This is a genomic window from Acidovorax radicis N35, assembly GCF_000204195.1.
GTDB classification, from domain to species: domain Bacteria; phylum Pseudomonadota; class Gammaproteobacteria; order Burkholderiales; family Burkholderiaceae_C; genus Acidovorax; species Acidovorax radicis.
On record NZ_AFBG01000021.1, the window covers coordinates 51506 to 77160 of the forward strand.

Here is a 25655-nt window from a genome sequence, read left to right on the forward strand (position 1 = left end):
ACATGCGAGTTACCCCTTGCATCCGCCCTGTGGCCCGGGGCCCATCAGAGCAACGGGTACGACAACAGATGCGCCAGTACATGGGCAACGATTGCCGCCTCCAGACCATGGCGCGCATAGAGCCAGCCCGCCACCAGGCCAAAGGCCGTATTGCCCACCAGCACGAACACCACGACGGGCCAGGTCAAAACCCCGGCCAGCGCCTGGGCAGCAGGCAGATGCCCCAGTGCAAACAGCAGGGCACTGAACAGCACCGCCACAGCCACAAGCACCCTGCCCGGCTGGCCCTGCCCGCGCTGCCCCACCCGCCAGCCCAGCCACAACAGCAGGGTCATCACGCCCCAGCGCACCAACAATTCTTCGGTGATGCCGCCATACAGCAGCTTGACCAGCAACGGCATGGCACTGGCGGGGTCCGACGGTTGCAACGCGGCGGGCGCCACCTGGGACAGCGCCCACAGCCACGCAGCACCCGCCACACCGCCCAACACGCCGGGCAGGGACTGGGCACGCAGCGCGGGGCCGATGGGCCTGCCGGCCAGCCAGGAAGACACAGCGGGCGTCTGCAGGCCCACGCGGGGCGCCAACCACGCACCTATTGCCACGGCCAGCGCCAGCAGCACGGCCGTTTGCAGCCCGCTGAGCAGCACCACAGCCCAGAGCGGAAACGGCAGCAGGGCCTCGTTGGCCCTCAAGGGCGGGAGCAGCGCCCACACCACCGCCACTACGCCAGGCATGCCCAACAACCACAGCGCACCGCCCAGTCGCCACTTCGCGGGTTGCCCCTGGGCACCCGCCGATTCCGCCAACACAGCGTTGTCCAAGGCCATGGGTTTGCCCACGCTCAGGCGCGCATCAGCGCTTCGATCTCGTCGGCCTTCACGGGCACGCCACGCGTGATCAGCTCGCAGCCCGTGTCCGTGACGATGGCATCGTCTTCAATGCGGATGCCGATGTTGTGGAACTGCTCAGGCACGCCATCGGCGGGGCGCACATAGATGCCGGGCTCGATGGTCAGAACCATGCCCGGGCGCAGCACACGGCTGGGGCGGTTGGTGATGGTCTCGCCCGAGAGCGGGTCCTTGCGCTCGCTCACCTGGCCGACTTCGCCGGGCTCCACATAGCTGCCGCAGTCATGCACGTCCATGCCCAGCCAGTGGCTGGTGCGGTGCATGTAGAACTGGAAGTAGGCACGCTTGTCGATCACGTCCTGCGCCGACCCCACCTTGTTCTTGTCGAGCAGGCCCAGGTCCAGCATGCCCTGCGCCAGCACGGCCACCGTGGCGTCGTGCGGGTCGTTGAAGCGGGCACCCGCCTTGGTGGCAGCCACGGCCGCGTCCTGGCTGGCCAGCACCAGGTCGTACAGCGCACGCTGTGGGCCTGTGAATTTTCCGTTGGCGGGGAAGGTGCGCGTGATGTCGCTGGCGTAGCTGTCCAGCTCGCAACCCGCGTCGATCAGCACCAGCTCCCCATCACGCACCGGTGCGGTATCGGCCCGGTAGTGCAGCACGCAGGCATTCGCGCCCGCCGCCACGATGGAGCTGTAGGCCGGGTACTGCGAGCCCGCGTCGCGGAACGCATGCAGCAGCTCGGCATCGAGGTGGTATTCGCGCACATCCTCCCCGGCGCGCAGCATGCGGGCCGAGCGCTGCATGGCGCGGATGTGGGCCTGCGCGCTGATGGCGCTGGCGCGGCGCATGATGTCCTGCTCGTGCGCGTCCTTGAACAGGCGCATCTCATCAAGCAAAGTGCACAAATCGTTCTGCTCGGCGGGACAGATGGCGCCGTAGCGCACGCGCCCCCGCACCACATTGAGCCAGCCCTCCACGCGGGCGGCCAGACCGCTGTGCGTGGCGAACGGGTACCAGACGCAGCCCGTGTTTTCGAGCAGGCGCGGCAGCTTGCTGTCCAGTTCGGCCATCGAATGCGCGGCGTCCACGCCCAATGCGGCGGGCGCAGCGGCCGGGCCGAGGCGGTAGCCATCCCAGATTTCGCGCTCCAGGTCCTTGGGCTGGCAAAACAGCGTGCTGCGGCCATCCTGGGCCAACACCAGGCAGGCGCCGGGCTCGGTGAAACCGGTCAGGTAATAGAAGTAGCTGTCGTGGCGAAACAGAAAGTCGCTATCCCGGTTGCGCGGGCGCTCCAACGCCGTGGGGACGATGGCGATGCCCCCGGGGCCCAACTGGGCAGCCAGGTGCGCGCGGCGCTGGGCGTAGACGGAAGCAGGCACGGTGGTGTTCATGAAGCGTCGCAGGAAAGGGTGTTGAGTTCGGCCAGCCGTTCGGGCGTGCCCACATCGGTCCAGCGGCCGGTGTAGAGCTGCGCGCTGACGCGACCATTGTCCATCGCACGGCGAAGCAGCGGCGCCAGCGGGGCTTTGATGCCCCCTGGGTTGCCCGGCGGAATGTCGCACCAGGGCGCCGCGAACAGATCGGCGCGCAGCAGGGCGATGGTGCTGTAGGTGTAGCGGGGCGCTGGGTCGGCGGCGGGCAGGTTCAGCGCCAGGCCGTCGGCCGACAGGCCAAAGTCGCCACGCGGGTTGTGGGTGGGGTTGGGCACCAGCCACAGGTGGGCCAGATGATCGCTGGCCTCGAAGGCCGCCACCGCTGCGCTGTCGAACACGAAGTCGGGCGCAAACACATCGCCCGCGGCCAGCCAGAACGCGGGGCCGAGCTGGGGCAACGCGCGGGCGATGCCGCCGGCGGTTTCCAGTGCGCCGCCAAAGTCCACACCTTCGTGTGAGTATGAAATTGATAGCTGCCTGCGCTTACCTATCAAGCGCTGAAGGCCAAAAACACTTGAAAATTGGTCGCTGATCTGCGCCCCCAGCCATGCGGTGTTGATCACCACCTGCTCCACACCCGCCTCCTGCAGCGCCGCCAGGTGCCACTGCAGCAGCGGCTGGCCCTGCACCTGCAGCAGGGGCTTGGGGGCGGTGTCGGTCAGCGGACGCATGCGCTCGCCACGGCCTGCGGCCAGCAGCAATGCGGGGACTTGGGAAGATGCGTGTACCGCAGGGTTCATGGCGTACGCTCTTGGACAACAGCGCCCCGCAGCAGTGCGTGGCGCTCGGCGGCAACAGGGTCAAAAAGTGCCAGCAAAGCATTCATCAGCGCGTGCGCTTTGCCCGAGTGGTCTGCACCAAAATTGCAGACATAGACGTCGAGGGTGACCGCCCGCTGCTCGGGCCACGTGTGGACACACAAGTGGGATTCCGCCAACAACACCGTGGCAGTGACTCCTCCGGGCCCATGCTCCGTGGAAGGAAACGCATGAACAAGCTGGGCGACCGCCTGCAGCCCCGATGCCTGCACCGCCTCGGTGCAGGCGCGGCCCAGTGCGTCCGCGTCCAGCAGCCAGTGGGGCGCGCATCGGCAGCCATGAAGGTCGGCAGTGAGGTGCAATCCGTGCATGGGGGTGCACTGTAGTGCATCGGCGGGCGGGTCGCGGCCAGCTTGGCGCAAGCTCACAACCGCACAAAGAGCTTCGATTTTCTGCCAACCGGATCGCGCCAACCGGTTTCGGGCTGCCGATAATGCCCGCTTAGCCGTTGCACAGATCCCACCCCAATGCGCCCGCAGGCCATCAGCACTCCCAAAACCGTCGCCTCGCAGCAGCGGCTCTGGCAACAGCTCGACATGCTCTGCGACCTGGGTCTGGGGCTTGCGCCGGTCGCACCTGACGTCTGCGCGGTGTTGCGCACGCTGGTCGGGGCCGATGCCGCAGCGCTTTTCTGGCTGGACGAAGACGGCCTTCCTGCAGGGTTCCACCACGAGGACTCACCCGCATCCACGCAGGATCTGTTTCTCAACGAATACCTGCGTCTGTTCAACGGGCCCGGGGAAACGAATGTGCTGGAACTTGCCAAGACCGACGGCCCTCGGGTCGGTCGGCTCCTGGCCCCGGGGGCAAGGTACTTTCGGTCCAACAGCTACAACCTTCTGGTGCGCGCGAGCGGCCACCAACATACGCTGGATCTTCGCGTCGAGGTGGAGGGCCGCACACGCGCCATTGCGGCGCTGTTTCTGGAGCCTGGCCCCGGCTTTAGCGATGCCCAGGCCAGGATGCTGGAGCGTGCCTGCATGAGCCTGTCACGGGCCTTTAAGCCCACCTCGCTCATCACCCGCTGGGAAACCGGGCGGTTCGGTGCCACAGGCCATATCCTGATGGATGCTGCCGATCAGCGCCCCCTGCTGATGGATGCAGCCGCCACCGAGTTGCTGCGTCAAGCCAACCTGGCCGGACTGGGCGTGCGCGATGACTCGCGATCAAGCCGCCCGCAAAACTTGCCGCAGGATCTGTTGCAGCGTTTGGGCTTGCCACAGGAGGGCACATCGCGCGTGCCCGTTCCACACGGCTGGCTGGTGGCCAAAGCGCACGAACTGCACTCGCTTACAGGAGGGCCCGGCCAGGTCATGCTGACGCTTCAACTGGAGCACTCCCGCTGCATTGATGTGGTGCGTCGTGTCCTTGCTTTGCCGCTCAGCCCGTTGCAACGCGAAATCGCACTATTGGCGGGTATCGGCCACGCGCGCAGCGAGTGCATGGAACGTACCGGCGTAGGCGCGGCGGCGCTCAAGAAGCATTTGCGGGCCATCTTCGAAGCCACCGGCGCCGCCGACTGGGAGAGCCTGGGCCGGATTCTGCAGCAGCACTAGCAGCAGTTGGGTGGCAACGCCATTCCCCCCTGGGGGACTGGTACACACCGCCACCGCCCCACACAATCGCGCTCCCTGGGGTGCATGCACGCACCCAACCCTATTCAACGGAGCCCCCATGAGAGATGCCGCATGGCCCCTTCAGGCGCGTGCAGAATCCCCCGCCCCCATCGTCGGCAACCCGACCCACAACGTCACCGACCAGGCACGCCCAGCCTTGGCGCCCACGAACCGATCCCATGAGGCGATGGTCAACAGTCTCACGTTCGAACCCTTTCTGCATTTTCAGTTTCAATGTGACTCGCCTCTTCACGTGGAGATCACCAGCCGCAGCCGCGCGCCGCTGTACATCGTGGGTAGCGAGGGTTGCCAGCTGTGTTGGGAGAACAACGCCCCGCTGGCCCTGAATGCGGGAGACGTCGTGTTTTTGCCGCACGCAGGGCGCCACCGCATCTATACCGATGAGCGTGCACCACTGCAGCAATTTTCTGACCTGGTGGGCCAGGGTTTAAAGCGACGCGGCAAATCCTTTGACATCGTGATGGGGCACGCGGCAAACACACCACCATCGGCGGACGAGCGCTGGAGCGGCAGTTTCTACTGGCGCTCTGATCTCTCAGCCCATCCGCTGATGGCCTCGTTGCCGCCCGTCCTCGTATTGGCAAAGGCGGATGCGATGACCTGGCTCCCCACCATGACGCAACTGGTCGCATGGATGGCCGACATTCGAGGAGGTGGCAATGGCGTCGGGCTCACGCATGTCATGAATTCACTCCTGCAGCGGCTGGTGCTCGCGTGGTTGAACGATCCTGGGCGTGCGGTGCAGAGCCCGGCCAGAGACATCAGCACCCTGCGGGACGAGCGCCTTCTGGTCGCGCTGGAGAGCATTCATACCCGCTGCGCTCACCCCTGGACAGCCAGCTCGCTGGCCGCGCTGTGCCACATGAGCAGAACGCAGTTCACCCAGCGATTTCAGGCGCAGACGGGGCTTCCGCCCATGCGCTACCTGGCGCGGTGGCGGCTGCACCTGGCGGAGCGCTTGCTCAAAGAGCAGCGCCTCACCTTGCAGCAAGTGGCCGATGCCGTGGGGTATTCCACAGGCGCAATCCTTGCGCGCGCCTACAAGCGAGAGCGCGGTGTCACGCCCGGGGCCGACGCACCCACCGAACAGCCGGCTGCGAATTTGCGCTGAACGGCTGTCGCCTCCATGGCCTCTTTTCTAAAGAATTCACCACGGGCCCGTAGCGGGCCCATTTTGTTTTCTTTGGAAGGGATTTCGCATGACAGATACCGCACTGGCCGCGAATACGCGGCGCGTGCTGAGGGCCGCCGCCCTTTGGCTGGGAGTGACCAGCGCGGCCGTGGCCAGCGCTGCAGGGTGGCAACCAGTGGTCAGCTTCGCCACCGCACGCTATGAGCACACCGCCACCGAGATGAATGATGGCCGCGTGCTCGTGGCCGGAGGGCGCAGTGGCAGCGCCATCAGCGCCACCAACGCGAGCACCCAGATCTATGACACGGGCACCGGCAAATGGACTGCCGGGCCGGCACTGCCCAGCGGAGCCCGCTCTCGCCACACAGCAACGTTGCTGCGCAACGGTACGGTATTGCTTGCGGGCGGAAGCAACGGAAACGTTTCGCAGACATCGGCCGCAATCTTCGATTCACAAACGGGCCAGTTCACCACGGTAGGCTCCCTGGGCGTAGAACGTGAGTACCACACCGCCACGCTGCTCAAGGATGGGCGCGTGCTCATCGTCGGCGGCCGAGGGAAATCTGGCGCTGAAGCGCGGCGATCGGCGGAGATCTATGACCCCGAGACGCAGAGCTGGGGTTCCATCGCACAAATGCCGGGCCAAGGCGCGCGCCAGCACACAGCCACGCTGCTGAATGACGGACGCGTGCTCGTGGTCGGCGGTATCGACAACGGCCAGTCCTCCACCAAAGCGGTGGCAATCTGGAACCCATCGACCGGCACGTGGGCCTCCGTGGCAGCGCTGCCCTCACCTCGCTTTGACCACACTGCGACCCTGCTCCCCGATGGAAAGGTGTTTGTAGCCGGTGGCAATGACGCAAGCGGTGCGCTGGCCGGCACCTTGCTGTACGACCCCGCCGCCGACACGTGGACTCCCTCGGCAACGCTGAACGCTTCTCGCACACGGCATACCGCGGCCCTGCTGCCCGACGGACGGGTGCTGCTCAGCGGGGGCGAGGCGGGGGGGATACCCCTCGACAAGGCTGAGATTTACAACCCATCATCGGGTTCGATCAACGTTTTTGCACCCATGACCGCAGCGCGCAGCATGCATACCGCATTGGTGCTGCATACCGGCGATGTGCTGGTCGCGGGTGGCCTGGGTGGTACTGGCGCATCCGCCAGCGCAGAGCTGTTTAGCGCCGACACCTTGGCCGCTGCAGCCACAGGGCCCCTGCCTGCGCAGCGTTACATCCACGAGGCCACCTTGCTGAAGGACGGTTCGGTACTTGCCACGGGAGGATATGTCGTAACCGGAAACGTAGCGACCGCTTCGGCGGCTACGGCCCGATACGACGCGACCACGGGTCTCTGGCAGCCAGCCCCTCCAATGGCCAAGGTGCGTATTGGTCATACTCAAACGCTGTTGAATGATGGCCGTGTGCTGGTGGTCGGGGGAGCTATACCGAGTGAGCTGGCCGCCAGCGCCGAGCTCTACAACCCCGGCACCAACCAGTGGAGCACCGCTGCGACGCTGTCCAAGAGCCACGACGGCCACAACGCAGTCCTATTGCCGAGTGGCGACGTCCTGGTGATGGGCGGGAGGGGCGACAACTATGCGGGTGTCGCAGAAGCGGAGATTTACCGGGTGGCAGAAGACCGATGGGTTTCAGCGGGTAGCATGACCACAACGCGTTTGGACCACACCGCCACCTTGCTGCGCGATGGCCGTGTGATGGTGACGGGGGGCTCGGTGGGCTACAACAACCCGGTGAATACGGTCGAGTTTTTCTCGCCCGCAACGGGCAGCTGGACCGCTGGCCCCAGCATGAACCAACGGCGCGTCAAACACACAGCAACGCTGTTGGCCGACGGCCGGATACTGGTGGTAGGAGGCACCCCGCCTGCGGGTAGCGCCACATCGAGTGTGGAAATCTACGACCCGGTCACCAATGCTTGGCAGACGGCCGGGAACCTTATCGAGCCTCGGTCGGCCCACACGGCCACACTGCTACCGGACGGCCGCGTGCTGGTGACGGGTGGCAACTCGGTGACCTATTCGGAAACTGCCACCACAGAGGTTTTCAGCCCGGGCACGGATGTGTGGCAAGCAGCGGGGGCGATGCCTCAGTCCAGAGCAAACCACACCGCGACGATGTTGCCTAACGGTCGGGTGTTGATCGCAGGCGGTCTGGCCAACGGCGCTGCCACAGCACTGCTCTACGGTGGAAAACTGGGTGTTTCGGATGCGCGCCGCCCGCGCATCACAACGGCGCCGGCACAGGTCGCGCATGGCTCCGCGCTGCAATTGGGCGGACTGCGTTTTACGGGCGACAGCGAAGGCAGCGGCGGCGGTTTCAGTCAATCTGCCACCAACGTGCCCCTGGTGCGCATGCAGCGCGTAGACAACGGGGACGTCCGTTGGCTCGCAGCAGAGAGCTCCAACGCCACCACCTTCACGGGGCGCCCCATGCCGTCGGGGGTCACTGCGGGCTTGTATCAGTTCACGCTGTTCGCCAACGGCATGGCATCCGATGCGGTCACCCTGCGCGTGCTGGCCGGGGGAGCACCCAACGCGCCCACCAATGTCAGCGCCACCCCTGGCGATGGCCGGGTTACGGTGTCCTGGCAACCCCCAGTGGGGGGCACCCCGCCCACGTCGTACACGGTGACCGCCCAACCTGGCGGCGCGAGTTGCACCGTGCAGGCACCTGCCACCTCGTGCACCGTGACGGGCCTGAACAACGGCACGGCGTACACCTTCACGGTGACCGCCAACACCGCAGGCGGCAACGCATCAGCACCTCCGTCGGCCGCCGTCACGCCAGTACCCGGCGCGGTGGGTGGTGTGCAAAACATTCCCACATTGTCTGAATGGGGCTTGATTCTGCTGTCAGTGCTGATGGCCGGTATGGCGCTGCTTCAGAGTCGTCGCATGCGCTTTTTGATGGACGGCTCGGCACCACTGTGCCCCGGAGTGCGAGCAAGGATCGCAGGGCGCACTGCGGGCAGCGTCAAGAACGACTTGCCATGACTGGCTGACGCCTGCTCATACCTCTATAGAAATGGCTCCCAGCGCTTGCCCATCAAGCGTTGGCTGCTCACTTTTTTATACCTCGACGGATGCGAGCCACTGTCGCGGCGATGTCTCCACATATTTCACGTACCCAGACAACAGGACAACCATGCCAAACGACGCTGCAGCCAGACCACACTTCGCACCTCGGGTGCGTGCCATAGCAGCCGGTCTGCTCCTGGCGAGCACCCAGGCGCTTGCGCTCGATTGCGCGCCCGGCCAGTGGCTGGCGGAATACTTCCCCAACACCAGCCTGTCCGGGGCCGCCGTGCTGACCCGGTGCGAAAAAGGCCCCATCGACTACTACTGGATGACCAACAGCCCCGACGCGCGCCTGCCGGTGGACGCGTTCTCAGCCCGCTGGACGGCAAGCCTGCCGTTCGCCGCTGGAGCCGCCAAGTTCACCACCTTCACAGACGACGGAGTGCGCCTGTACGTCGATGGGAAACGGATCATCAACCACTGGGCTCGGCACAGCATCGCGATGGACTCCGCATCCCTGCGGCTGACGGAAGGCCATCACACCGTGCGCATGGAGTATTTTGAGGCCGGGGGCGAAGGGCTGGCGCAGCTCTTCATTGAGGGGTTGACGCCTACCACAACGCCCCCGCCCCCGCCAGAACCCCCACGCATCGGCGCATTCACGGCCCAGCCAGAAGCCATTGATATGGGGGGCAGCAGCATCCTGACATGGACCACCGAAAACACCGTCGCATGCGCCGCCAGCGGCGGCTGGACCGGCGAACAGGCCCCCAACGGCGGTGCCACCGTGCGGCCTGCCGCAACCACCACCTATGGTCTGAGTTGCCGCAATGCGGCGGGTGCCACGGCCAGCGCATCCACCACCGTCACGGTGCGCAAGACGCCGCCACCGCCCGTCACGATCAGCTTGACGGCCACGCCGCCCCGCATTACCGCAGGCCAGAGCGCGCGACTGGCCTGGCAGGCGAGCAACGCAGCGGGCTGCGCAGCGTCGCGCGGATGGAGCGGCCCGCGCGCCACCGAAGGCAGCGAACTGGTAGGCCCCACCACAAACACCGCCTACACCCTGACCTGTACCGACAGCGCCGGGAAGAGCACCACTGCCTCCGCGCAGGTTGCGGTAGAGGCCAGTAACCCGCTTCCCCCGGTCAGCGGGGTAAGTGCGACAGTTTCCGCCCGCGGGGTGGGCCTGGCTTGGGACCCGGTGGCCCGCAGCGGCAAATGGGTCAACGGCTACTACGCAGGTTGGTTCTGGGAGACCTATCCGCCCGAAGCCGTGGACATGGGCACGATGACACACTTCGTTTTCGGACGCTACGCACCAGCGCTCGGGTCCCTCCCAGGCGGCCGGGCGGGTGATCTGCTCGAAGGAGCGGGCGGAGGGCACTCGCCAGAGGTGGAGAATGCGCTGATCGCCAAGGCCCATGCTGCGGGCGTCAAGGCGGTGATGATGGTAGGGGGCGATAGTGACGGCCCCGGATTTCTGGCCGCCACCGCCGACCCCACGGTTCGTGCACGTTTCATCCAGAACATTCTGGACAAGGCCGTACAGAAAAACTACGACGGCGTGGACATCGACTGGGAAGAAAACCTGGACACGGCCCCCGCACGCGCCCAGGCCCTGGCACTTCTGCGTGAATTGCGCGTCGCATCCGCGCAAAGGGCCCGATACCAGGCACCCAACGCGCCGCTGGAACTGAGCTGGCCTGGGTTCTGGGTCAACCAGAACCAGTCCGACATCACGCCCTGGCATGTCGAAGTGGCCGCCGCAGTCGATCGCTTCAATTTGATGACTTACAGCATGGCGGGCGACTGGGGCTGGCTGTCATGGCACCACTCCCCTTTGTTCGGAGCAGGCGAACTGTATCCAACGTCGATCCAATCGACAGTCCAGGCCTACCTTGACGCAGGCGTGCCACGCTCCAAGCTGGGCATCGGCATCGGTTTGTATGGCGCCTACTACAACAAGCCTGTCACCGGACCGCGCCAGAGCTTGAATGGCATGCAAGGCTGGATGAACAATGGCGATTGGGAAAACAACTACCAGCGCCTGGTTCAAGACAACGCCTTCGGCCGGACGGGCGCCACCTACCATTGGGATGACGTGGCAAAACAGGGCTATATCACCTACTCCCCGCCATGGAATCGCGGCCCCAACACGCCAGTGACCTACCTGAGCTTCGAAGACGAGCGCTCCATCGCTGCCAAAGGCCAGTGGGTGCGTGAGCAAGGCTTGGGCGGCACCCTGGTGTGGACCATCAACTACGGGTATTTGCCGCAATCCAGCAGCAATCCGCAGATGCAGGCGGTCAAGCAGGCGTTCATCGCGTCCGGGGCTGCAGGCTATCGGGTCTACAGAGACGGCGTGCTGATCGCCACCGTCACCGGAATCACCTTCACAGACACCGCCGCTCCGCGTGGTCATCGGGGTTACCAGGTCAGCATGCTGGACGCGGCAGGCAACGAAGGCCCGCTGTCTGCGCCAGTGTTTGTGCAGGTCCCCTGAAGAGCCGCACGGAGCCGCTGTACCGTACCTGTATCCAGCGTCAACCCCGCAGCCATGAAGTGCGGTGGGCGACGCCCCATCTGGCGCGCCATGCCCCGAACCCAGGGGCGGCGTACAGCGTTCCAGAAGCCAACTTGGAGCAGCCCGGGCGAAGACAAGCGGGGTGAGTGCAGCGCGCCCCGGTAAAATACCGGGTTTCCCCTGCACCACCCCTCTTGAACCCTCCCCCCATGGCCAACACCCAGCAATCCCAACAGATGGCAAATGCGATCCGCGCATTGGCCATGGACGCCGTTCAACAAGCCAACTCCGGCCACCCCGGCGCCCCCATGGGCATGGCCGACATGGCCGTGGCGCTGTGGAGCCGCCACCTCAAGCACAACCCCACCAACCCCCAGTGGTTTGACCGCGACCGGTTTGTGCTCTCCAACGGCCATGGCTCCATGCTGCTGTATGCACTGCTGCACCTCACGGGTTACGACCTGCCGATCGGCGAGCTCAAGAACTTCCGCCAGCTGCACAGCAAGACGCCAGGACACCCCGAAGTGGGCTACACCGCGGGCGTGGAAACCACCACCGGCCCGCTGGGCCAGGGCATCACCAACGCCGTGGGCTTTGCACTGGCTGAAAAGCTGCTGGCGTCGGAGTTCAACCGCGAAGGCCATGCCGTGGTGGACCACCACACCTACGCGTTCCTGGGCGACGGCTGCCTGATGGAAGGCATCAGCCACGAAGCCGTTTCGCTGGCCGGCGCCTGGAAGCTCAACAAGCTGATCGCCCTGTACGACGACAACGGCATCAGCATCGACGGCCAGGTCGCCCCCTGGTTTGCCGACAACACCCCCCTGCGTTTTGTGGCCAGCGGCTGGAACGTGATCGGCCCCATCGACGGCCATGACGCCGACAAGGTGGCCGAGGCCATCATCGAGGCCAAGAAGCAGACCGAGCGCCCCACCCTCATCGTGTGCAAGACGCACATCGGCAAGGGCAGCCCGAACCGCGCGAACACGGCCAAGGCCCACGGCGAGCCGCTGGGCGCCGAGGAAATCAAGCTCACCCGCGAAGCCCTGGGCTGGGCCAGCGAGCCTTTTGTGATCCCCGAAGACGTGTATGCCGGCTGGGACGCCAAGGCCAAGGGCCAGAGTGCAGAAGCCGCCTGGAACGAACGTTTTGCGGCCTACAGCAAGGCCTTCCCTGAACTGGCCGCTGAACTCACGCGCCGCATGGAGGGCAACCTGCCCGCCAACTTCGCGCAAGTGGCCGTGGACACCGTGGTCGCAGCCCACACCAAGGGCGAAACCGTGGCCAGCCGCAAGGCCAGCCAGCTGGCGCTGGAAGCCTTCACCGCCGCGCTGCCCGAACTGCTGGGCGGCAGCGCCGACCTGACGGGCTCCAACCTCACCAACACCAAGAGCACGCCCAACCTGCGCTTTGACATGCAAGGCCACGTGGTGCAGACCGAGGTCGAAGGCGGCAAGAAGATCGGTGGCCGTCACATCAACTACGGCGTGCGCGAATTCGGCATGGCCGCCATCATGAACGGCATCGCGCTGCACGGCGGTTTCATCCCCTACGGCGGCACTTTCCTGACCTTCAGCGACTACAGCCGCAACGCCATCCGCATGGCCGCGCTGATGAAGCAACGCGTGATCCACGTGTTCACGCACGACTCCATCGGCCTGGGCGAAGACGGCCCCACCCACCAGTCCATCGAGCACGCCGCCAGCCTGCGCCTGATCCCCAACCTCGATGTGTGGCGCCCCGGTGACACGGCCGAAACCGCCGTGGCCTGGAGCGTGGCCCTGTCCAACCGCAACAAGCCCACCGCCCTGCTGCTGTCGCGCCAGAACCTGCCCTACGCGCCCAAGCGCGACCTGGGCGACATCTCGCGCGGCGCCTACGTGCTCTCCGAACCCGCTGACGTTGGCGTCAAGAAGAAGGCCGTGGCAGTGATCATCGCCACGGGCTCCGAAGTGCAGCTGGCCCTGAAGGCCCAGCGCCTGCTGGCCGACAAGAAGATCGCCGTGCGTGTGGTCTCCATGCCCAGCACCACCACCTTCGACCGCGAAGACGCCAAGTACAAGAGCAGCGTGCTGCCCGCTGGCGTGCCCCGCGTGGCTGTGGAAATGGGCGTGACGGACGGCTGGTGGAAATACGGCTGCGCTGCTGTGGTGGGCATCGACACCTACGGCGAGTCGGCCCCTGCACCCGTGCTGTTCAAGCACTTCGGCTTCACCGAAGAGAACGTCGCCGATGCAGTGCTGGTCGCCATCGGCGCCGCACGCCTGAAGCCCGCCAAGAAGGCCAGCAAGGCCAAGGCCCACTGAGACTCCTCCCGCCCGCTGCGCGCCCACTGCTGCAGCGGGCGCGCACTGGCAGATTCCTGATTTCGACTTTGCAACCTTGGAGAGACTACAAGCTATGACGATCAAGATTGGTATCAACGGTTTCGGCCGCATCGGCCGCAACGTGCTGCGCTCGGCCATCCAGAACTTCAGCGACATCGAAGTTGTGGGCATCAACGACCTGCTGGAGCCGGAGTACCTCGCGTACATGCTGCAGTACGACTCGGTGCACGGCCGCTTCAAGGGCGAAGTCTCGGTGGAGGGCAACACCCTGGTCGTCAACGGCAAGAAGATCCGCCTGACGCAAGAGCGCGACCCTGCCAACCTGAAGTGGAACGAAGTCGGCGCCGACGTGGTGATCGAATCCACCGGCCTGTTCCTGGACAAGGTCAGCGCGCAAAAGCACATCGATGCGGGCGCCAAGAAGGTCATCCTGTCGGCCCCTTCCAAGGACGACACGCCCATGTTCGTGTTCGGTGTGAACCACGACACCTACGCTGGCCAGGCCATCGTGTCCAACGCCTCGTGCACCACCAACTGCCTGGCCCCCGTGGCCAAGGTGCTCAACGACAAGTGGGGCATCAAGCGTGGCCTGATGACCACCGTGCATGCAGCGACTGCCACACAAAAGACCGTGGACGGCCCGTCCAACAAGGACTGGCGCGGCGGCCGTGGCATTCTGGAAAACATCATCCCCTCCAGCACCGGTGCTGCCAAGGCGGTGGGCGTGGTGATTCCTGCCCTGAACAAGAAGCTGACCGGCATGTCCTTCCGCGTACCCACCTCCGACGTGTCGGTGGTGGACCTGACGGTGGAACTGGACAAGGCTGCCACCTACGAAGAAATCAAGGCCGAGATGAAGGCCCAGTCCGAAGGCGCCCTGAAGGGCGTGCTGGGCTACACCGAAGACAAGGTGGTGGCCACCGACTTCCGTGGTGACACCCGCACGTCGATCTTTGATGCCGACGCCGGCATTGCCCTGGACGGCACCTTCGTGAAGGTCGTGAGCTGGTACGACAACGAATGGGGCTACTCGAACAAGTGCCTGGAAATGGTGCGCGTGGTATCCAAGTAAGTACGACTTGCGCAAAAGGGGATCAGGCGCCATGCTTGTCCTCAGAACGCAACGGCGGATTCATCCCTGTTTGTGCGGGTCTTGGTCAGTATTTCCTTTGAAGATGAAGAAGCGCTAGTAGCAACTACCCTGTTCAAGCCGGTCGCCTGCAAAGGCCACCGGCTTTTTTTTGCCCGCCGTCCGCGCCTGGAGGGTAGGGAACGCCTGGCATTCAACGGGCACCACCAACAGCCGCCGCTGCGGATGCCGCCACCAGTGGCGCAGGCCCCTGCGCTTGCCCGGGTGCACTGGCAATGTGCACCGTGCTCGTGGGGACTGCAAACGCCACCCCCATGGCCTTGAACTCGCGCAGCAGCCCCAGGTTGATGGACTGCTGCAGATCCATGTAGAGGTTGAAGGCCGGGTCTTCCACGGTGTAGACGACTTCGTAGTCGAGCGAGCTGGCGCCAAACGCCTTGAAATGCGCGCGGTCAAAACGCAGCTGCGGCTGCGCATCGATGAGCTTGCGCACAACGCCCGGAATGGCCTCGGCCTGCTCGGGCGTGGTGTCGTAGGCCACGCCAAACGTGAACACAATGCGCCGCCTCTCCAGCAAGCGGAAGTTGCTGATGGTCTGCTTGAGCAGATCGGTGTTGGACATCACGATCTGCTCGCCCTGCAGGCTGCGGATGCGCGTGGTCTTGAGGCCAATCACCTGCACCGTGCCCGAAACGCCGCCCACCACGATGAAGTCGCCCACCTCAAACGGCTTGTCCACTGCAATGGCCAGCGAGGCAAACAGATCGCCCAGGATGTTCTGTACCGCCAGCGCCACCGCAATGCCGCCCACGCCCAGGCTGGCGATGAAGGCCGTGATATTCACGCCCACGTTCGACAAAATGGCCAGCAGCACCACGCTCCACAGCAGCGTGCGCAGCCCCCAGGACATCAGCGTGGCCGATGCACTGACCTGCGTCATGCCACTGGACGAGTGCCGCTCCACATAGCGGCGCACGCCAATGCCAATCGCGCGCATGCCCCACAGGCCCATCTGCAAAGCCACGGCCACAAACCACAGCTGGCTCAGGCGGCTCTCCCAGCGGCCAGGCAGGTCCAGCAGGCTGGCGCCCACCAGCAGAGCCACTACCAGCATCAGCGTGCGGCTGGTGCCCTCCAGCACATCCACCACCGTCAGGGCCATGCCGCTGTGCGACTGCGTGGCCCACACCTTGGCGCGGCTGGTCAGCAGGTGCAAAAGCACCAGGATGGCGGCATAGGTGGCCGCTGTCGCCGCCAAGGCGATGAGCAGGCTCCACAAGGGCACGCCGGCAAAGGTGGTCTCCTGGACCCATGTGAGAAAGGTGGTTGGCTGCATATGGGGGGCTCTCCTCTTCGTGGTGCCGGAACGGGTCAGTGGACATGGGGCCGATACAGGGTCGGCCACGGAGGCACAGGGTGACGAAACACCTGCCCCGAAGCGCAACGGACGCGCGCTGTCATGGATCGAGGCCCTGGGAAAGTCAGAGTTCCCGCAGGCAGGCAGGCGGGCAGGGCCGGCTGCGCCAATGGTTTGAACATCATTTGCAAGTATTCGTAAGACATGCCCCACAGCAATACAGAGGCCGGGCCTACGCCCCTGTGCCGTGCGGACCCCAACAATGCATCAACACCAGAACACCCCTGGTTGCCCGCCCGATACGTCGGTGCGGCACATCCCACAACCTCCAGAGGAGTCCACAACACCATGCATTCATCCGCACTGATCCGTACCGCCGCCGCGGTCCTCGCACTGGGCGCCCTCGCCGCCTGTTCCTCCACCCCTGCGCCCACTGAGCAGATGGCTGTCACCCGCACCACCGTCAACCGTGTGGGCGCAGCACCTGCCGTTGCCACCAGCGCACCGGTTCAGTTGCAACAAGCGCGCGAAAAGCTTATCCAGGCAGAGAAAGCCATGGCAGAGAAGGACTATGTCGCCGCACGCCGCCTGGCTGCCGAAGCAGAAGTGGACGCTCGCGTGGCCGAGACCCGCGCCGACGCCGCCAGCAATGCCGCCAACCTGGCGCAGGTGCAAGACGGCATCCGCGCGCTGCAGGAAGAAATCAACCGCCGATCGCCCCGCTAAGGATTTGGGCCCTTGCGCCCGGCCTGGCTTCGCCCCACGCCAAAACGCCGTTGGGGCCCCGCGATTGCCCTCCCCCCCATTTCAAGGAACACCTGACCATGCATCCCTTTTTTCACCGCACTACCGCCCTGTGCACCAGCCTGATTGCCGTTGGCCTGCTGGCCGCATGCGCAAGCACCACCCCATCACCCGCGCTGGAAGAGGCCCGCACCGCAGTAAGCACCGCCGCCGGGGACCCGGCCGTCAATCAGTACGCGCAGCTCGAACTCAAGCAAGCCACCGACGCGCTCGCCAAGGCCGACCGCGTGTGGGCCGATGACCGCGATACCTCCGAGACCAACCATCTGGCCTACTTGGCCCGCCAACGCGCCGAGATCGCCACCAACGCGGCCCGCGCCCGCCAGCTTGATGCCAGCATCCAGCAAGCAGGCAGCGAAGCCGACCGCATCCGCCTGCAAGCCCGCACCCAGGAGGCGGATGCCGCCCGCTTGCGCGCCCAGCAAGCCCAGCAGCAGGCAATGAGCGCCGAGCAACGCGCCGCCCAGCAGCAAGCCCAGGCCACAGCCGCCATGGCCCAGGCCAACGCCGCACAAGACCGCGTGCGTGCACTGGAAGCGCAACTGCGCGAACTCGAAGCCCAGCAAACCGAACGCGGCCTGCTGGTCACCCTGGGCGATGTGCTGTTTGCCTTCAACAAGGCCGAGCTGTCGTCCCAGGCAGGTCCGCGCCTGGACAAGCTGGCCAACTTCCTCAAGCAGTTTCCGGATCGCAAATTGCTGATCGAGGGCTACACCGACAGCGTGGGTAGCGACAGCTACAACCAGGACCTGTCAGACCGCCGCGCCCAGGTCGTACGCGACGCGCTGGTGCAACGCGGCGTGGACAGCAGCCGCATCACCGCACGCGGCTATGGCAAGGCCCACCCCGTTGCCGACAATGCCTCACCCGAAGGCCGCGCGATGAACCGCCGCGTGGAGATCGTGATTGCGGATGACAAGGGGAATTTGCGCGGTCGTTGAGCCATTCAGCACTCGCCTCTCGCCCAATAGCTGAGGCGTGGTGTGGCGGAATCGCGAGATTCCGCCAGCGTACCGAACAGGAAAGCCCTGGAGCAGTGATGTTCCAGGGCTTTGTCTTTTCATGCATTGCTGTTGTTGAACGGTTGGCTCCAGTGCCAGCCTCCCTGCCTACACGCAGGTGAAGTTAAACGAGACACCAAAATCCAACTCCATCAGGAGGTGCAACGGATCGTTTTTCACCGTCAAGTAAGGATATGGACTTTCGGAAAAGCACCCCAGCACGATGTCAGCACTTGGTGACTGGGAAATGATCTCTCGAAAGTAATCTCTGTGCGGAGCGATGGCGTTCCAAAGCCATTCAAGGTGCTCATCCAAGGAAGCATCTCCCCCCAAGGGCGAATCCAACAACCACACATCCTGTGTCCAAAGTCTTTGCCCCACTCGCCGCTCACCCTTTCGAATAGAACGTGCGGGCAGGAGTCCCGTCCTCAACGAAATGGCGTCGTGATGCGCACCGACGCCGACGATCCGCAGTGACGCATCAAAGCGATAAAGACGGGGCCTCCCTCCATAGGAAGGATTGCGAAGAATATTTTCTTGCCGACGCATGCCACGCTCCAAGCGCCGTCGAACCGATGTGGAGATGCGAACCATCTGCTTTTCTCACTTCGAAGTATTTTGTGATCGCCGAATGTGGCAGTCCGCTTCTTGATACGGGCGCAGGCTCTTTGCGCCCAGGCCTGACATTAGCCTTCAGAAGCCTGACCTGCTGAGATTGCGCGTTGCCGAACCTTGTTCAGCTCGCTGAGGTACGACCCCGGAATCTGCCTTACCTCCTCTACGGGCCCTAGCACGCTGATCCGTGCGCCATCCACGGCAACTTGCAATCCCACCGGCACAGCAAAGAACTGGATCAGGTCTGGGCGGTGGACGCCCAGCTGGTACAGGGAGGTCTTGATAAAGCGCGTCGGATCTTCAAGGCTCGCTTCGTCGTCAAGGTCCGAGAGCCACCAGCCGGAATCCACAGCGTTGACGGTCTCGTTTCGGGTGAGCAGGATGCGGCTGGCCTCTTTGTAGTTCACGTTCACGACAACGCTTTGCCGGAGCGACGGAAAATCCGGCTCGACGGGTGGGTAGAGGCTCCCGACAACATCTTTCTGATTGCGCAACTGCATCAGCGTGCTGTCAACCGAATCGACAAACTTCACGGGCACCACCTTCATGTCGGGCTCCAGCACTCGCAGAAACCCAGCAGGCCCCTCTTCCAGCATCGTGAACATCCAGCCGACCTGCAGGCTCTCGCCGCTGCGGAACTTCTCGCCTTGTGCGACCCGTTGCTCAAAGAACTGCAGCAGGAAGGAGATGTCTTCAGGCTGCACGGCGCTGCTCGAGACGCGAATCTGAAAATCGGGATGGCCGTGCAGCTTGCAGCGGGAGGTAACGTGAACCGACGGCGTGCCCGGCCGCACCGAAGAAGGCTTGCGTCCGAATGTCGAGAGGATGGAGCGCAGAGACATTTTTTTCTTGTACGGCTGGATGGCCCAGGGGCGGCCGAATGTGGGCTGTTGCGCCGGCTGGGCGGGTGGGGGGCTGCGGGCAGGCTGGTGGTCACCAGCGGCGTTACACCGGACGGCTTTCGAACGTCTCGGTATCCACCTCAATCGCGCTCTGCGCGTTGTAGCGCTCACCCACCACCGTGCGCTCATTGATCAGCGCATCAAGCCGCGCGATCACCACGGCATCGAGCAGCACACCGGCCGCGCCCATGTCATCCAGCAGATGCCCCACGCTCGTGGTGCCAGGGATGGGGATGATGTGCTCGCCCCGATGCAGCAACCACGCCAGCGCCAGCTGGGCAGGCGTGCAGCCCACCTCGCGCGCAATCGCCTGGTAGCCATCGAGCAGCCTCAGGTTGGCCGCATAGGCCTCGGGCGCAAAACGCGGCATGGCGCGGCGGATGTCCTTGGCGTCAAGCGTGGACACATCGGTCAAGCCACCACACAAGAAACCGCGTGCCACCGGGCTGAAGGCCACAAAGGCCACCCCCAGCGCGCGGCAGGCGTCCAGCACGGCGATCTCTGGGTTGCGCGTCCACAGCGAATATTCGGTCTGCACCGCCGTGATCGGGAACTCAGCATGCGCGCGGCGCAGCGTGGCAGCGGACACCTCGCTCAGCCCCACTGTGCGAATGTGCCCGCGCCGCACCAGCTCGCCCAACGCGCCGACGCTTTCTTCAACCGGCACGCTCTTGTCCCAGCGGTGCAGGTAGTACAGGTCGATCACATCGGTCTGCAGTCGGCGCAGGCTGTCTTCGCAGGTCTTGCGCAGCGTATCGGGCCGCCCATCGATCACGCGCACCAGCTTGCCATCACCCTTCACATCCACACCCTGCATGCCACACTTGCTGGCCAGTGTGAAGCGGCTGCGGTGGCTTTTCATCACGCGGCCCACCAGCGTTTCGTTGGCGCCAAAACCGTACAGGGTGGCCGTGTCGAACAGCGTCACGCCCGCGTCCAGCGCGGCCAGCAGCACACGCTCGCCCTGCTCGGCAGACACCGGCGCGCCATAGGCGTGCGAGAGGTTCATGCAGCCCAGCCCGATGGCCGAGACGTTGAAGGGTCCAAGGTTTCTTTGTTGCATGGCGCGAGCTTACGTCAACACCGACTGCCTGAGCGGCCGGGTTGGCTACTCCCAGAACCCATCGCTGCGGCGCTCCCGCACGCGCTGCACGCTGTATTCTGCTATCTGCCGAATCAGGCCCTCTGGCAAGGGGTGGTCATACGGCAGCACGATGGTGCCCTTGGTGGTTTTGAGCGTCTGCAGCGCCTCTTGAAAATGCGCCAGCGCTGCGGCAGGCGGCGCAAAACTGGCGTGCGCCTTGTGCGCGGAGAAGGCATAGACAAAACGCGGCTCGATGAAAAACGGCGTGTTCCACTTGATGACCTCCTGGGCCTGCGGCGCAGCGCGCTTCAAGACCCCGTAAAGCGCGCGCAGCAGCGGCTGGCCCGCCGCAGGGGCCGCTGCGATGTACTCGGCAATGGTGGCGGGACGCGGTACTGGTGAAGGTGTTGTTGGCATGGCGATGATGACGCTCTATGGCGACGGCACTGCAGCCGAACGCTTGGCCCACAGATCCACCCGCTCACCCGCCACACAGGCCGCCAGCAGCTGGGCGAATCGGGAATCCCGCGTTTCAGGCCGCTTGGCGGAGGTCACCCAGTGCAGCAGGGTCTTTTTGTAGCCCGGCGGCGTGGCCTCAAAAAACTGCCACGCCTTCTTGTGCCGCCGGAACTCCCGCAGCTGCGCAGCAGGCAGTTCGGCGGGCGCCGCCTGCTCGTGCGAATAAATCGCAGACTTGCCGGCCTTGCGGTGCGCAAAAGCCTGCAGCCCCGCAGGGGTCATGCGGCCAGCGGCCTGCAGTTGCTCCATCTTGGCAATGTTCACTGCGCTCCAGATGGACGACGGCTTGCGCGGCGTGAAGCGGATCGAATACGTGTGCTCATCAATGCGCCGCCGCACACCGTCGATCCAGCCAAAACACAGGGCTTCGTCCACCGACTCGGACCATGTCATGCACGGCTGGCCGGAGCCGACTTTGTGGAAGCCTACGAGCAGTTCACGGCCATTCGCTGCGTGCGCTTGCAGCCAATGGCGGAAGGCTTCGGGGGTGGCGAAGAAAGTGGCGGAGGTCATGCGGGAGCATTGTGACCAATGTCTGTGGCGAGGTTTGCCCCTGTTCGCATGGCATTCCTCACCTCTAGATCCTTCGGCGCAATGACCGTGGGACCGCTGAAAACGGCAGCCAGGTCGTCCACAGGGAGACGGGCTGAACCGATTGAATCTGGATGAAAACTAGGTGATTTTGAAAACAGTCAGGACCTTTTTGGAACCCGACTTTTCCTCGAAGGCCGCCCACTGCTTGATACCTTTGACCAGCACCTGCGTGCTCACGTCCCGCACGGCCTTCTTGGTCTGGAGTTTGGCAGTGAGCCAGTCCTGGATATGCGCGAAGTGCGCACCTTCTTGCCCCGTGGGAATCAGCATGTCCATGCCTGCCACTTTGCCAGCGGAGGTCACTGTAATTTCGGTTGCGGGCATATGAAAAGGCCTGGAGGGTTGAGCGAACTGCTGGGCAACGTCAGGCAGCCATGCGCCCTGAATGCAGGGGCACATTTTGTGGCCCGAAAGAGCGGGTAGCACCACGGCGTTGAGGCGCATTTTATGCCCCACCCATCCGATAGAGCGTGCCAAGGCCGCAGCTTGCGGAGGGGACCGCTGGAGCAGGCAAACGCCCTCTCCACGCACGCATCTCCAATCCCGGCAAAGGACTCTCCGGCAAATCATAGCTACTGATTTGATAGCTACCAGCGCTTTATAGCAAAGCGCTAGAGCCCTATTTCCTTAGAAATCAGCCCGCATTCAGCTGCTGCTCCAACTGGTGCAGCACCTGGTAGCAAGCCAACACCCGGCCCACGCTGGCATTCGGCTCACGGCCTTCCTTGATTGCGGCGAAGAACTCGCGGTCTTGCAGCTCGATGCCGTTCATCGACACGTCCACCTTGCTCACATCGATCTTCTCGTCCTTGCCGTTGAACAGGTCGTCATAACGGGCGAGGTACGTGGCGGTGTCGCCGATGTAACGGAAGTACGTGCCCAGCGGACCATCGTTGTTGAAGCTCAAGGAGAGCGTGCAGATGGCGCCGTTGGCGGCCTTGAGCTGGATGCTCATGTCCATCGCAATGCCCAGCGTGGGATGGATGGGGCCCTGGATGGCGTTGGCCTGCACGATGGGGCTGCCCGCCTGGTAGGCGAACAGGTCCACGGTGTGGGCGGCGTGGTGCCACAGCAGGTGGTCCGTCCAGCTGCGGGCCTGGCCCAGCGCGTTGGTATTGGTGCGGCGAAAGAAGTAGGTCTGCACATCCATCTGCTGGATGTTGAACTCGCCCTTCTGGATCTGGTGGTGCACGTACTGGTGGCTGGGATTGAAGCGGCGGGTGTGGCCGCACATCGCTACCAGGCCGGTTTGCTTTTGCAGGGCTACAACCTCTTCAGCGCCCTTGAGGCTGTCGGCCAGCGGGATCTCGACCTGCACATGTTTGCCAGCCTTCAGGCAGGCGATGGTCTGCTCGGCGTGCATCTGCGTGGGGGTGCACAGAATGACGGCATCCACCTCGGGCAATGCCAGCGCGTCGGCCAGCTCGGTGGTCACGTGGCCGATGCCGTACTTGGCGGCCACTTCCTTCGTTTTCTCCAGATCGCGGCTGATCAGCGAGACGACTTCCACGCCGTCGATGTTCTTGATGCCGTCCAGGTGTTTGATGCCGAAGGCGCCAGCGCCCGCGAGTGCGACTTTGATGGTCATGGTGTATGTCCTTTTACGTGTTCTCAAGAATCAAATGGCCCACGGCGGTGTTGGACGCGGGCACATGGTAGAAGCGGTGCGCCAGCTTGGGCGGCTTGCCCCCGGCCACGTCGGCCATGGCACCGCGCGCGATGAGCCACATCACGAGTTCGATGCCCTCGCTGCCCGCTTCGCGCACGTAGTCGATGTGCGGGATGCTCGCGGCGGCCTCGGGGTCATTGATGAGCTTGTCGAGGAAGGCGTTGTCAAACTCTTTGTTGATGAGCCCGGCACGCGGGCCCTGCAGCTGGTGGCTCATGCCACCCGTGCCCCAGATGTGCACGTTGATATCTTCGTCGTAGCTCTCCACGGCCTTGCGGATCGCCTGGCCCAGGTTGTAGCAGCGGCGGCCGCTGGGCACGGGGTACTGCACCACATTGACCGCGAACGGAATCACCGGGCAGGGCCAGGCACCCTTGACCGGGTCTTGCTCGCCAAACATCAGCGACAGGGGCACGGTGAGGCCGTGGTCCACCGCCATCTTGTTGACGATGGTGAGGTCAAAGTCCTGCTGGATGACCGACTGGGCAATGTGGGCTGCCAGGTCGGGATGGCCCATGACCTTGGGCACGGGGCGCGGGCCAAAACCCTCGTCGGCCACTTCGTAGTCGGCGGCGGTGCCGATAGCGAACGTGGGGATGAGGTCCAGGCTGAAGGCCGTGGCATGGTCGTTGTAGACCAGGAAGATCACGTCGGGCTTGTGGTCCTTGATCCACTGCTTGCCGAAGTCGTAGCCCGCGAACACGGGTTTCCAGTAGTCCTCGTGGGTCTTGCCCAGGTCCATGGCCGCGCCAATGGCAGGCACGTGCGATGTGAACACGGAGGCGGTGATTTTGGCCATTGTCAAATTCCTTTCTTGCCCGCGCTACCTTGCGGTTGGCGGTGCGCCTGGGCGTCGCCGTCTTCGCCGATCACGCGGTTGCCGTTGGCCGAGCGGCCGCCGTTGATCATCATGTTGCGGTATTCCTCTTCGGTCATGCCGGTCATGCTGCCCGCCATCTGCTGAAAGCTCTTGCCGTCGGTGGAGCCGATCTTGGCCAGAAAGTAGATGTTGCCGCCCAGACGAATGCACCAGTTGAGGTCGCGCGCCAGCACGGCCTGTTTTTGCTCTTCGGTCATGGCCCACTCGTCCAGGTAGGCACGCTCGTTGGCCTTGAAGCGGACGCGGTTCTCGGCCTTCATGAGGCTCATGCAGAACTGGTTGAGCCAGTAGCCTTTGCGGCTTTGCTCCGCGTCGAAGATGGTCGTGCCGGGCACGTCGAGGTAGGGTTTATCGAGAGACATGGTGTCAGTCCTCCACGGTGACTTCTTCGGGCCAGTACAGGCGCATGGGGTTGTCCACCAGCAGCTTCTTTTGCAGCTCGGGCGTCGCCGCGATGTGCGGGATGAAGTCCACCAGCAGGCCATCATCGGGCATGTGGTCCTTGAGGTTGGGGTGGGGCCAGTCGGTGCCCCAGAGCACACGGTCGGGGAACTCTTCCACCACGCGGCGGGCGAACGGGATCACGTCGGTGTAGGCGTTCTGCTCGCCGTTCAGGGCCTTGGGGCCGGTCACAGAGAGGCGCTCGGGGCAGCTCACCTTGCTCCACACGTTGGGGTGCTGGCGCATGAACTTCAGGAACAGCTCGAACTCCGGCCCATCCACGGGCTTGTTCACATCGGGGCGGCCCATGTGGTCCACGACCACGGTGGTGGGCAACGCGGTGAAGAAGTCCCACAGCTCGGGCAGGTCCACCGCCTCGAAGTAGATCACCACGTGCCAGCCGAGTTGGTGGATGCGCGCGGCAATTTCCATCAGCTCGTCCTTGGGCGTGAAGTCCACCAGGCGCTTGACGAAGTTGAAACGCACGCCGCGCACACCGGCGTCGTGCATGGCCTGCAGTTCTTCGTCAGTGACCGAGCGCTTGACGGTGGCCACGCCGCGCGCCTTGCCGCCGGAGTGCACCAGCGCATCGACCATCGCGCGGTTGTCCGCGCCGTGGCAGGTGGCCTGCACGACCACGTTGCGCGCAAAGCCCAGGTGGTCGCGCAGCGCATACAGCTGGTGTTTGCTCGCGTCGCAGGGGGTGTACTTGCGCTCGGGCGCGTACGGAAATTCGGCACCCGGGCCGAACACGTGGCAGTGCGCATCCACGGCGCCTGCAGGCACCTGAAAGCGGGGCTTGCTGGGGCCGGCGTACCAGTCCAGCCAGCCGGGGGTTTTGGTGAATTCAGACATGGGCGACTACTTTGCTATGTTAAAGATAGCTACCAGCGCTTGATAGATAAGCGCCAGAGGCCAAAAACACTTGAATTTA

Annotated in this window: 23 protein-coding genes; 8 read left to right on the plus strand and 15 right to left on the minus strand. The window is 64.4% G+C overall.

Going from position 1 to position 25655, the window contains the following annotated elements:
• Window positions 1–44 precede the first annotated feature (44 nt).
• From ARADN35_RS0117255 to ARADN35_RS0117270, 4 genes are read right to left on the minus strand one after another with little or no spacing between them, the layout of a single operon-like run.
• Window positions 45–830: a CPBP family intramembrane glutamic endopeptidase gene (locus tag ARADN35_RS0117255; protein WP_010464299.1), complete on the minus strand. Its 786-nt coding sequence runs from the start codon at window positions 828–830 to the stop codon at window positions 45–47.
• A gap of 14 nt (window positions 831–844) precedes the next feature.
• On the minus strand, window positions 845–2242 hold the full coding sequence (locus ARADN35_RS0117260; RefSeq protein ID WP_010464301.1) for an aminopeptidase P N-terminal domain-containing protein: 1398 nt from the start codon (window positions 2240–2242) through the stop codon (window positions 845–847).
• Complete coding sequence (locus ARADN35_RS0117265; protein ID WP_010464303.1) at window positions 2239–3024, minus strand: nucleotidyltransferase family protein; 786 nt, start codon at window positions 3022–3024, stop codon at window positions 2239–2241. The genes ARADN35_RS0117260 and ARADN35_RS0117265 overlap by 4 nt, the downstream gene beginning before the upstream one ends.
• Window positions 3021–3413, minus strand: a complete 393-nt coding sequence (locus ARADN35_RS0117270; RefSeq protein WP_029414132.1) for an S-adenosylmethionine decarboxylase family protein — start codon at window positions 3411–3413, stop codon at window positions 3021–3023. Before ARADN35_RS0117270 ends, ARADN35_RS0117265 begins: the two co-directional genes overlap by 4 nt.
• Window positions 3414–3569: 156 nt before the next feature.
• Here ARADN35_RS0117270 and ARADN35_RS0117275 point away from each other — a divergent pair, with 156 nt between their 5' ends.
• From ARADN35_RS0117275 to gap, 6 genes are all read left to right on the plus strand, one after another.
• Window positions 3570–4658, plus strand: a complete 1089-nt coding sequence (locus tag ARADN35_RS0117275) for a hypothetical protein (protein WP_010464310.1) — start codon at window positions 3570–3572, stop codon at window positions 4656–4658.
• 118 nt (window positions 4659–4776) lie between these two features.
• Window positions 4777–5850, plus strand: coding sequence for a helix-turn-helix domain-containing protein (locus ARADN35_RS0117280; RefSeq protein WP_244265923.1), 1074 nt, complete (start codon window positions 4777–4779; stop codon window positions 5848–5850).
• An 88-nt stretch (window positions 5851–5938) separates the two neighbouring features.
• Entirely contained in the window at window positions 5939–8887 is a 2949-nt protein-coding gene (locus ARADN35_RS26530) for an IPTL-CTERM sorting domain-containing protein (RefSeq protein WP_010464315.1), read from the plus strand.
• Window positions 8888–9038: 151 nt separating this feature from the next.
• The gene (locus tag ARADN35_RS0117290; protein ID WP_081474666.1) at window positions 9039–11417 is read left to right on the plus strand and encodes a glycosyl hydrolase family 18 protein; all 2379 of its coding nucleotides are present in this window, start codon (window positions 9039–9041) and stop codon (window positions 11415–11417) included.
• A gap of 230 nt (window positions 11418–11647) precedes the next feature.
• Window positions 11648–13744 carry a transketolase gene (gene tkt / locus ARADN35_RS0117295; RefSeq protein WP_010464319.1) on the plus strand — a complete coding sequence of 699 codons (2097 nt, stop codon included), beginning with the start codon at window positions 11648–11650 and terminating at the stop codon, window positions 13742–13744.
• A 94-nt stretch (window positions 13745–13838) separates the two neighbouring features.
• Window positions 13839–14837 carry a type I glyceraldehyde-3-phosphate dehydrogenase gene (gap, locus tag ARADN35_RS0117300; protein ID WP_010464322.1) on the plus strand — a complete coding sequence of 333 codons (999 nt, stop codon included), beginning with the start codon at window positions 13839–13841 and terminating at the stop codon, window positions 14835–14837.
• A 211-nt stretch (window positions 14838–15048) separates the two neighbouring features.
• Here the strand turns inward: gap and ARADN35_RS0117305 are convergent, their stop codons facing one another.
• On the minus strand, window positions 15049–16191 hold the full coding sequence (locus tag ARADN35_RS0117305; protein ID WP_010464323.1) for a mechanosensitive ion channel family protein: 1143 nt from the start codon (window positions 16189–16191) through the stop codon (window positions 15049–15051).
• Between the two features lie 369 nt (window positions 16192–16560).
• On the opposite strand from ARADN35_RS0117305, the gene ARADN35_RS0117310 reads away from it, so the two are divergent.
• Both ARADN35_RS0117310 and ARADN35_RS0117315 read left to right on the plus strand, forming a co-directional pair.
• Entirely contained in the window at window positions 16561–16938 is a 378-nt protein-coding gene (locus ARADN35_RS0117310; protein ID WP_010464325.1) for a DUF4398 domain-containing protein, read from the plus strand.
• Window positions 16939–17036: 98 nt separating this feature from the next.
• Complete coding sequence (locus ARADN35_RS0117315; RefSeq protein ID WP_010464327.1) at window positions 17037–17957, plus strand: OmpA family protein; 921 nt, start codon at window positions 17037–17039, stop codon at window positions 17955–17957.
• A 168-nt stretch (window positions 17958–18125) separates the two neighbouring features.
• Here ARADN35_RS0117315 and ARADN35_RS27445 read toward each other — a convergent pair whose 3' ends face one another.
• The 10 genes from ARADN35_RS27445 to ARADN35_RS0117360 form a co-directional block, all read right to left on the minus strand.
• Window positions 18126–18566, minus strand: coding sequence for a DUF4279 domain-containing protein (locus ARADN35_RS27445; protein WP_159103200.1), 441 nt, complete (start codon window positions 18564–18566; stop codon window positions 18126–18128).
• A 137-nt stretch (window positions 18567–18703) separates the two neighbouring features.
• The gene (locus ARADN35_RS0117320) at window positions 18704–19474 is read right to left on the minus strand and encodes an immunity protein Imm33 domain-containing protein (protein WP_010464331.1); all 771 of its coding nucleotides are present in this window, start codon (window positions 19472–19474) and stop codon (window positions 18704–18706) included.
• Window positions 19475–19577: 103 nt separating this feature from the next.
• The gene (locus ARADN35_RS0117325; protein ID WP_010464333.1) at window positions 19578–20597 is read right to left on the minus strand and encodes an aldo/keto reductase; all 1020 of its coding nucleotides are present in this window, start codon (window positions 20595–20597) and stop codon (window positions 19578–19580) included.
• Between the two features lie 45 nt (window positions 20598–20642).
• On the minus strand, window positions 20643–21035 hold the full coding sequence (locus ARADN35_RS0117330) for an iron chaperone (RefSeq protein WP_010464335.1): 393 nt from the start codon (window positions 21033–21035) through the stop codon (window positions 20643–20645).
• 15 nt (window positions 21036–21050) lie between these two features.
• Entirely contained in the window at window positions 21051–21650 is a 600-nt protein-coding gene (locus tag ARADN35_RS0117335; RefSeq protein WP_010464337.1) for a YdeI/OmpD-associated family protein, read from the minus strand.
• A 159-nt stretch (window positions 21651–21809) separates the two neighbouring features.
• Window positions 21810–22175: a hypothetical protein gene (locus tag ARADN35_RS0117340; RefSeq protein ID WP_241777019.1), complete on the minus strand. Its 366-nt coding sequence runs from the start codon at window positions 22173–22175 to the stop codon at window positions 21810–21812.
• 190 nt (window positions 22176–22365) lie between these two features.
• Complete coding sequence (locus ARADN35_RS0117345) at window positions 22366–23319, minus strand: Gfo/Idh/MocA family oxidoreductase (protein WP_010464340.1); 954 nt, start codon at window positions 23317–23319, stop codon at window positions 22366–22368.
• Between the two features lie 13 nt (window positions 23320–23332).
• The gene (locus ARADN35_RS0117350) at window positions 23333–24199 is read right to left on the minus strand and encodes a class III extradiol dioxygenase subunit beta (RefSeq protein ID WP_010464342.1); all 867 of its coding nucleotides are present in this window, start codon (window positions 24197–24199) and stop codon (window positions 23333–23335) included.
• 2 nt (window positions 24200–24201) lie between these two features.
• The gene (gene ligA, locus ARADN35_RS0117355) at window positions 24202–24642 is read right to left on the minus strand and encodes a protocatechuate 4,5-dioxygenase subunit alpha (RefSeq protein WP_010464344.1); all 441 of its coding nucleotides are present in this window, start codon (window positions 24640–24642) and stop codon (window positions 24202–24204) included.
• 4 nt (window positions 24643–24646) lie between these two features.
• Complete coding sequence (locus ARADN35_RS0117360) at window positions 24647–25576, minus strand: amidohydrolase family protein (RefSeq protein ID WP_010464346.1); 930 nt, start codon at window positions 25574–25576, stop codon at window positions 24647–24649.
• Window positions 25577–25655: the final 79 nt, after the last annotated feature.

Excerpts from the sequence above, each read along its gene's own strand:
- ARADN35_RS0117325 (WP_010464333.1), bottom strand. The coding sequence starts at position 20,597 with ATGCAACAAAGAAACCTTGGACCCTTCAACGTCTCGGCCATCGGGCTG.
- ARADN35_RS27445 (WP_159103200.1), bottom strand. The coding sequence starts at position 18,566 with ATGCGTCGGCAAGAAAATATTCTTCGCAATCCTTCCTATGGAGGGAGG.
- ligA (WP_010464344.1), bottom strand. The coding sequence starts at position 24,642 with ATGTCTCTCGATAAACCCTACCTCGACGTGCCCGGCACGACCATCTTC.
- ARADN35_RS0117310 (WP_010464325.1), top strand. The coding sequence starts at position 16,561 with ATGCATTCATCCGCACTGATCCGTACCGCCGCCGCGGTCCTCGCACTG.
- ARADN35_RS0117255 (WP_010464299.1), bottom strand. The coding sequence starts at position 830 with ATGGCCTTGGACAACGCTGTGTTGGCGGAATCGGCGGGTGCCCAGGGG.
- ARADN35_RS0117320 (WP_010464331.1), bottom strand. The coding sequence starts at position 19,474 with ATGTCTCTGCGCTCCATCCTCTCGACATTCGGACGCAAGCCTTCTTCG.
- ARADN35_RS0117305 (WP_010464323.1), bottom strand. The coding sequence starts at position 16,191 with ATGCAGCCAACCACCTTTCTCACATGGGTCCAGGAGACCACCTTTGCC.
- ARADN35_RS0117340 (WP_241777019.1), bottom strand. The coding sequence starts at position 22,175 with ATGCGCCTCAACGCCGTGGTGCTACCCGCTCTTTCGGGCCACAAAATG.
- gap (WP_010464322.1), top strand. The coding sequence starts at position 13,839 with ATGACGATCAAGATTGGTATCAACGGTTTCGGCCGCATCGGCCGCAAC.
- ARADN35_RS0117345 (WP_010464340.1), bottom strand. The coding sequence starts at position 23,319 with ATGACCATCAAAGTCGCACTCGCGGGCGCTGGCGCCTTCGGCATCAAA.
- ARADN35_RS0117260 (WP_010464301.1), bottom strand. The coding sequence starts at position 2,242 with ATGAACACCACCGTGCCTGCTTCCGTCTACGCCCAGCGCCGCGCGCAC.
- ARADN35_RS0117335 (WP_010464337.1), bottom strand. The coding sequence starts at position 21,650 with ATGACCTCCGCCACTTTCTTCGCCACCCCCGAAGCCTTCCGCCATTGG.
- ARADN35_RS0117275 (WP_010464310.1), top strand. The coding sequence starts at position 3,570 with ATGCGCCCGCAGGCCATCAGCACTCCCAAAACCGTCGCCTCGCAGCAG.
- tkt (WP_010464319.1), top strand. The coding sequence starts at position 11,648 with ATGGCCAACACCCAGCAATCCCAACAGATGGCAAATGCGATCCGCGCA.
- ARADN35_RS0117270 (WP_029414132.1), bottom strand. The coding sequence starts at position 3,413 with ATGCACGGATTGCACCTCACTGCCGACCTTCATGGCTGCCGATGCGCG.
- ARADN35_RS0117360 (WP_010464346.1), bottom strand. The coding sequence starts at position 25,576 with ATGTCTGAATTCACCAAAACCCCCGGCTGGCTGGACTGGTACGCCGGC.
- ARADN35_RS0117280 (WP_244265923.1), top strand. The coding sequence starts at position 4,777 with ATGAGAGATGCCGCATGGCCCCTTCAGGCGCGTGCAGAATCCCCCGCC.
- ARADN35_RS0117330 (WP_010464335.1), bottom strand. The coding sequence starts at position 21,035 with ATGCCAACAACACCTTCACCAGTACCGCGTCCCGCCACCATTGCCGAG.
- ARADN35_RS0117350 (WP_010464342.1), bottom strand. The coding sequence starts at position 24,199 with ATGGCCAAAATCACCGCCTCCGTGTTCACATCGCACGTGCCTGCCATT.
- ARADN35_RS0117315 (WP_010464327.1), top strand. The coding sequence starts at position 17,037 with ATGCATCCCTTTTTTCACCGCACTACCGCCCTGTGCACCAGCCTGATT.
- ARADN35_RS26530 (WP_010464315.1), top strand. The coding sequence starts at position 5,939 with ATGACAGATACCGCACTGGCCGCGAATACGCGGCGCGTGCTGAGGGCC.
- ARADN35_RS0117265 (WP_010464303.1), bottom strand. The coding sequence starts at position 3,024 with ATGAACCCTGCGGTACACGCATCTTCCCAAGTCCCCGCATTGCTGCTG.
- ARADN35_RS0117290 (WP_081474666.1), top strand. The coding sequence starts at position 9,039 with ATGCCAAACGACGCTGCAGCCAGACCACACTTCGCACCTCGGGTGCGT.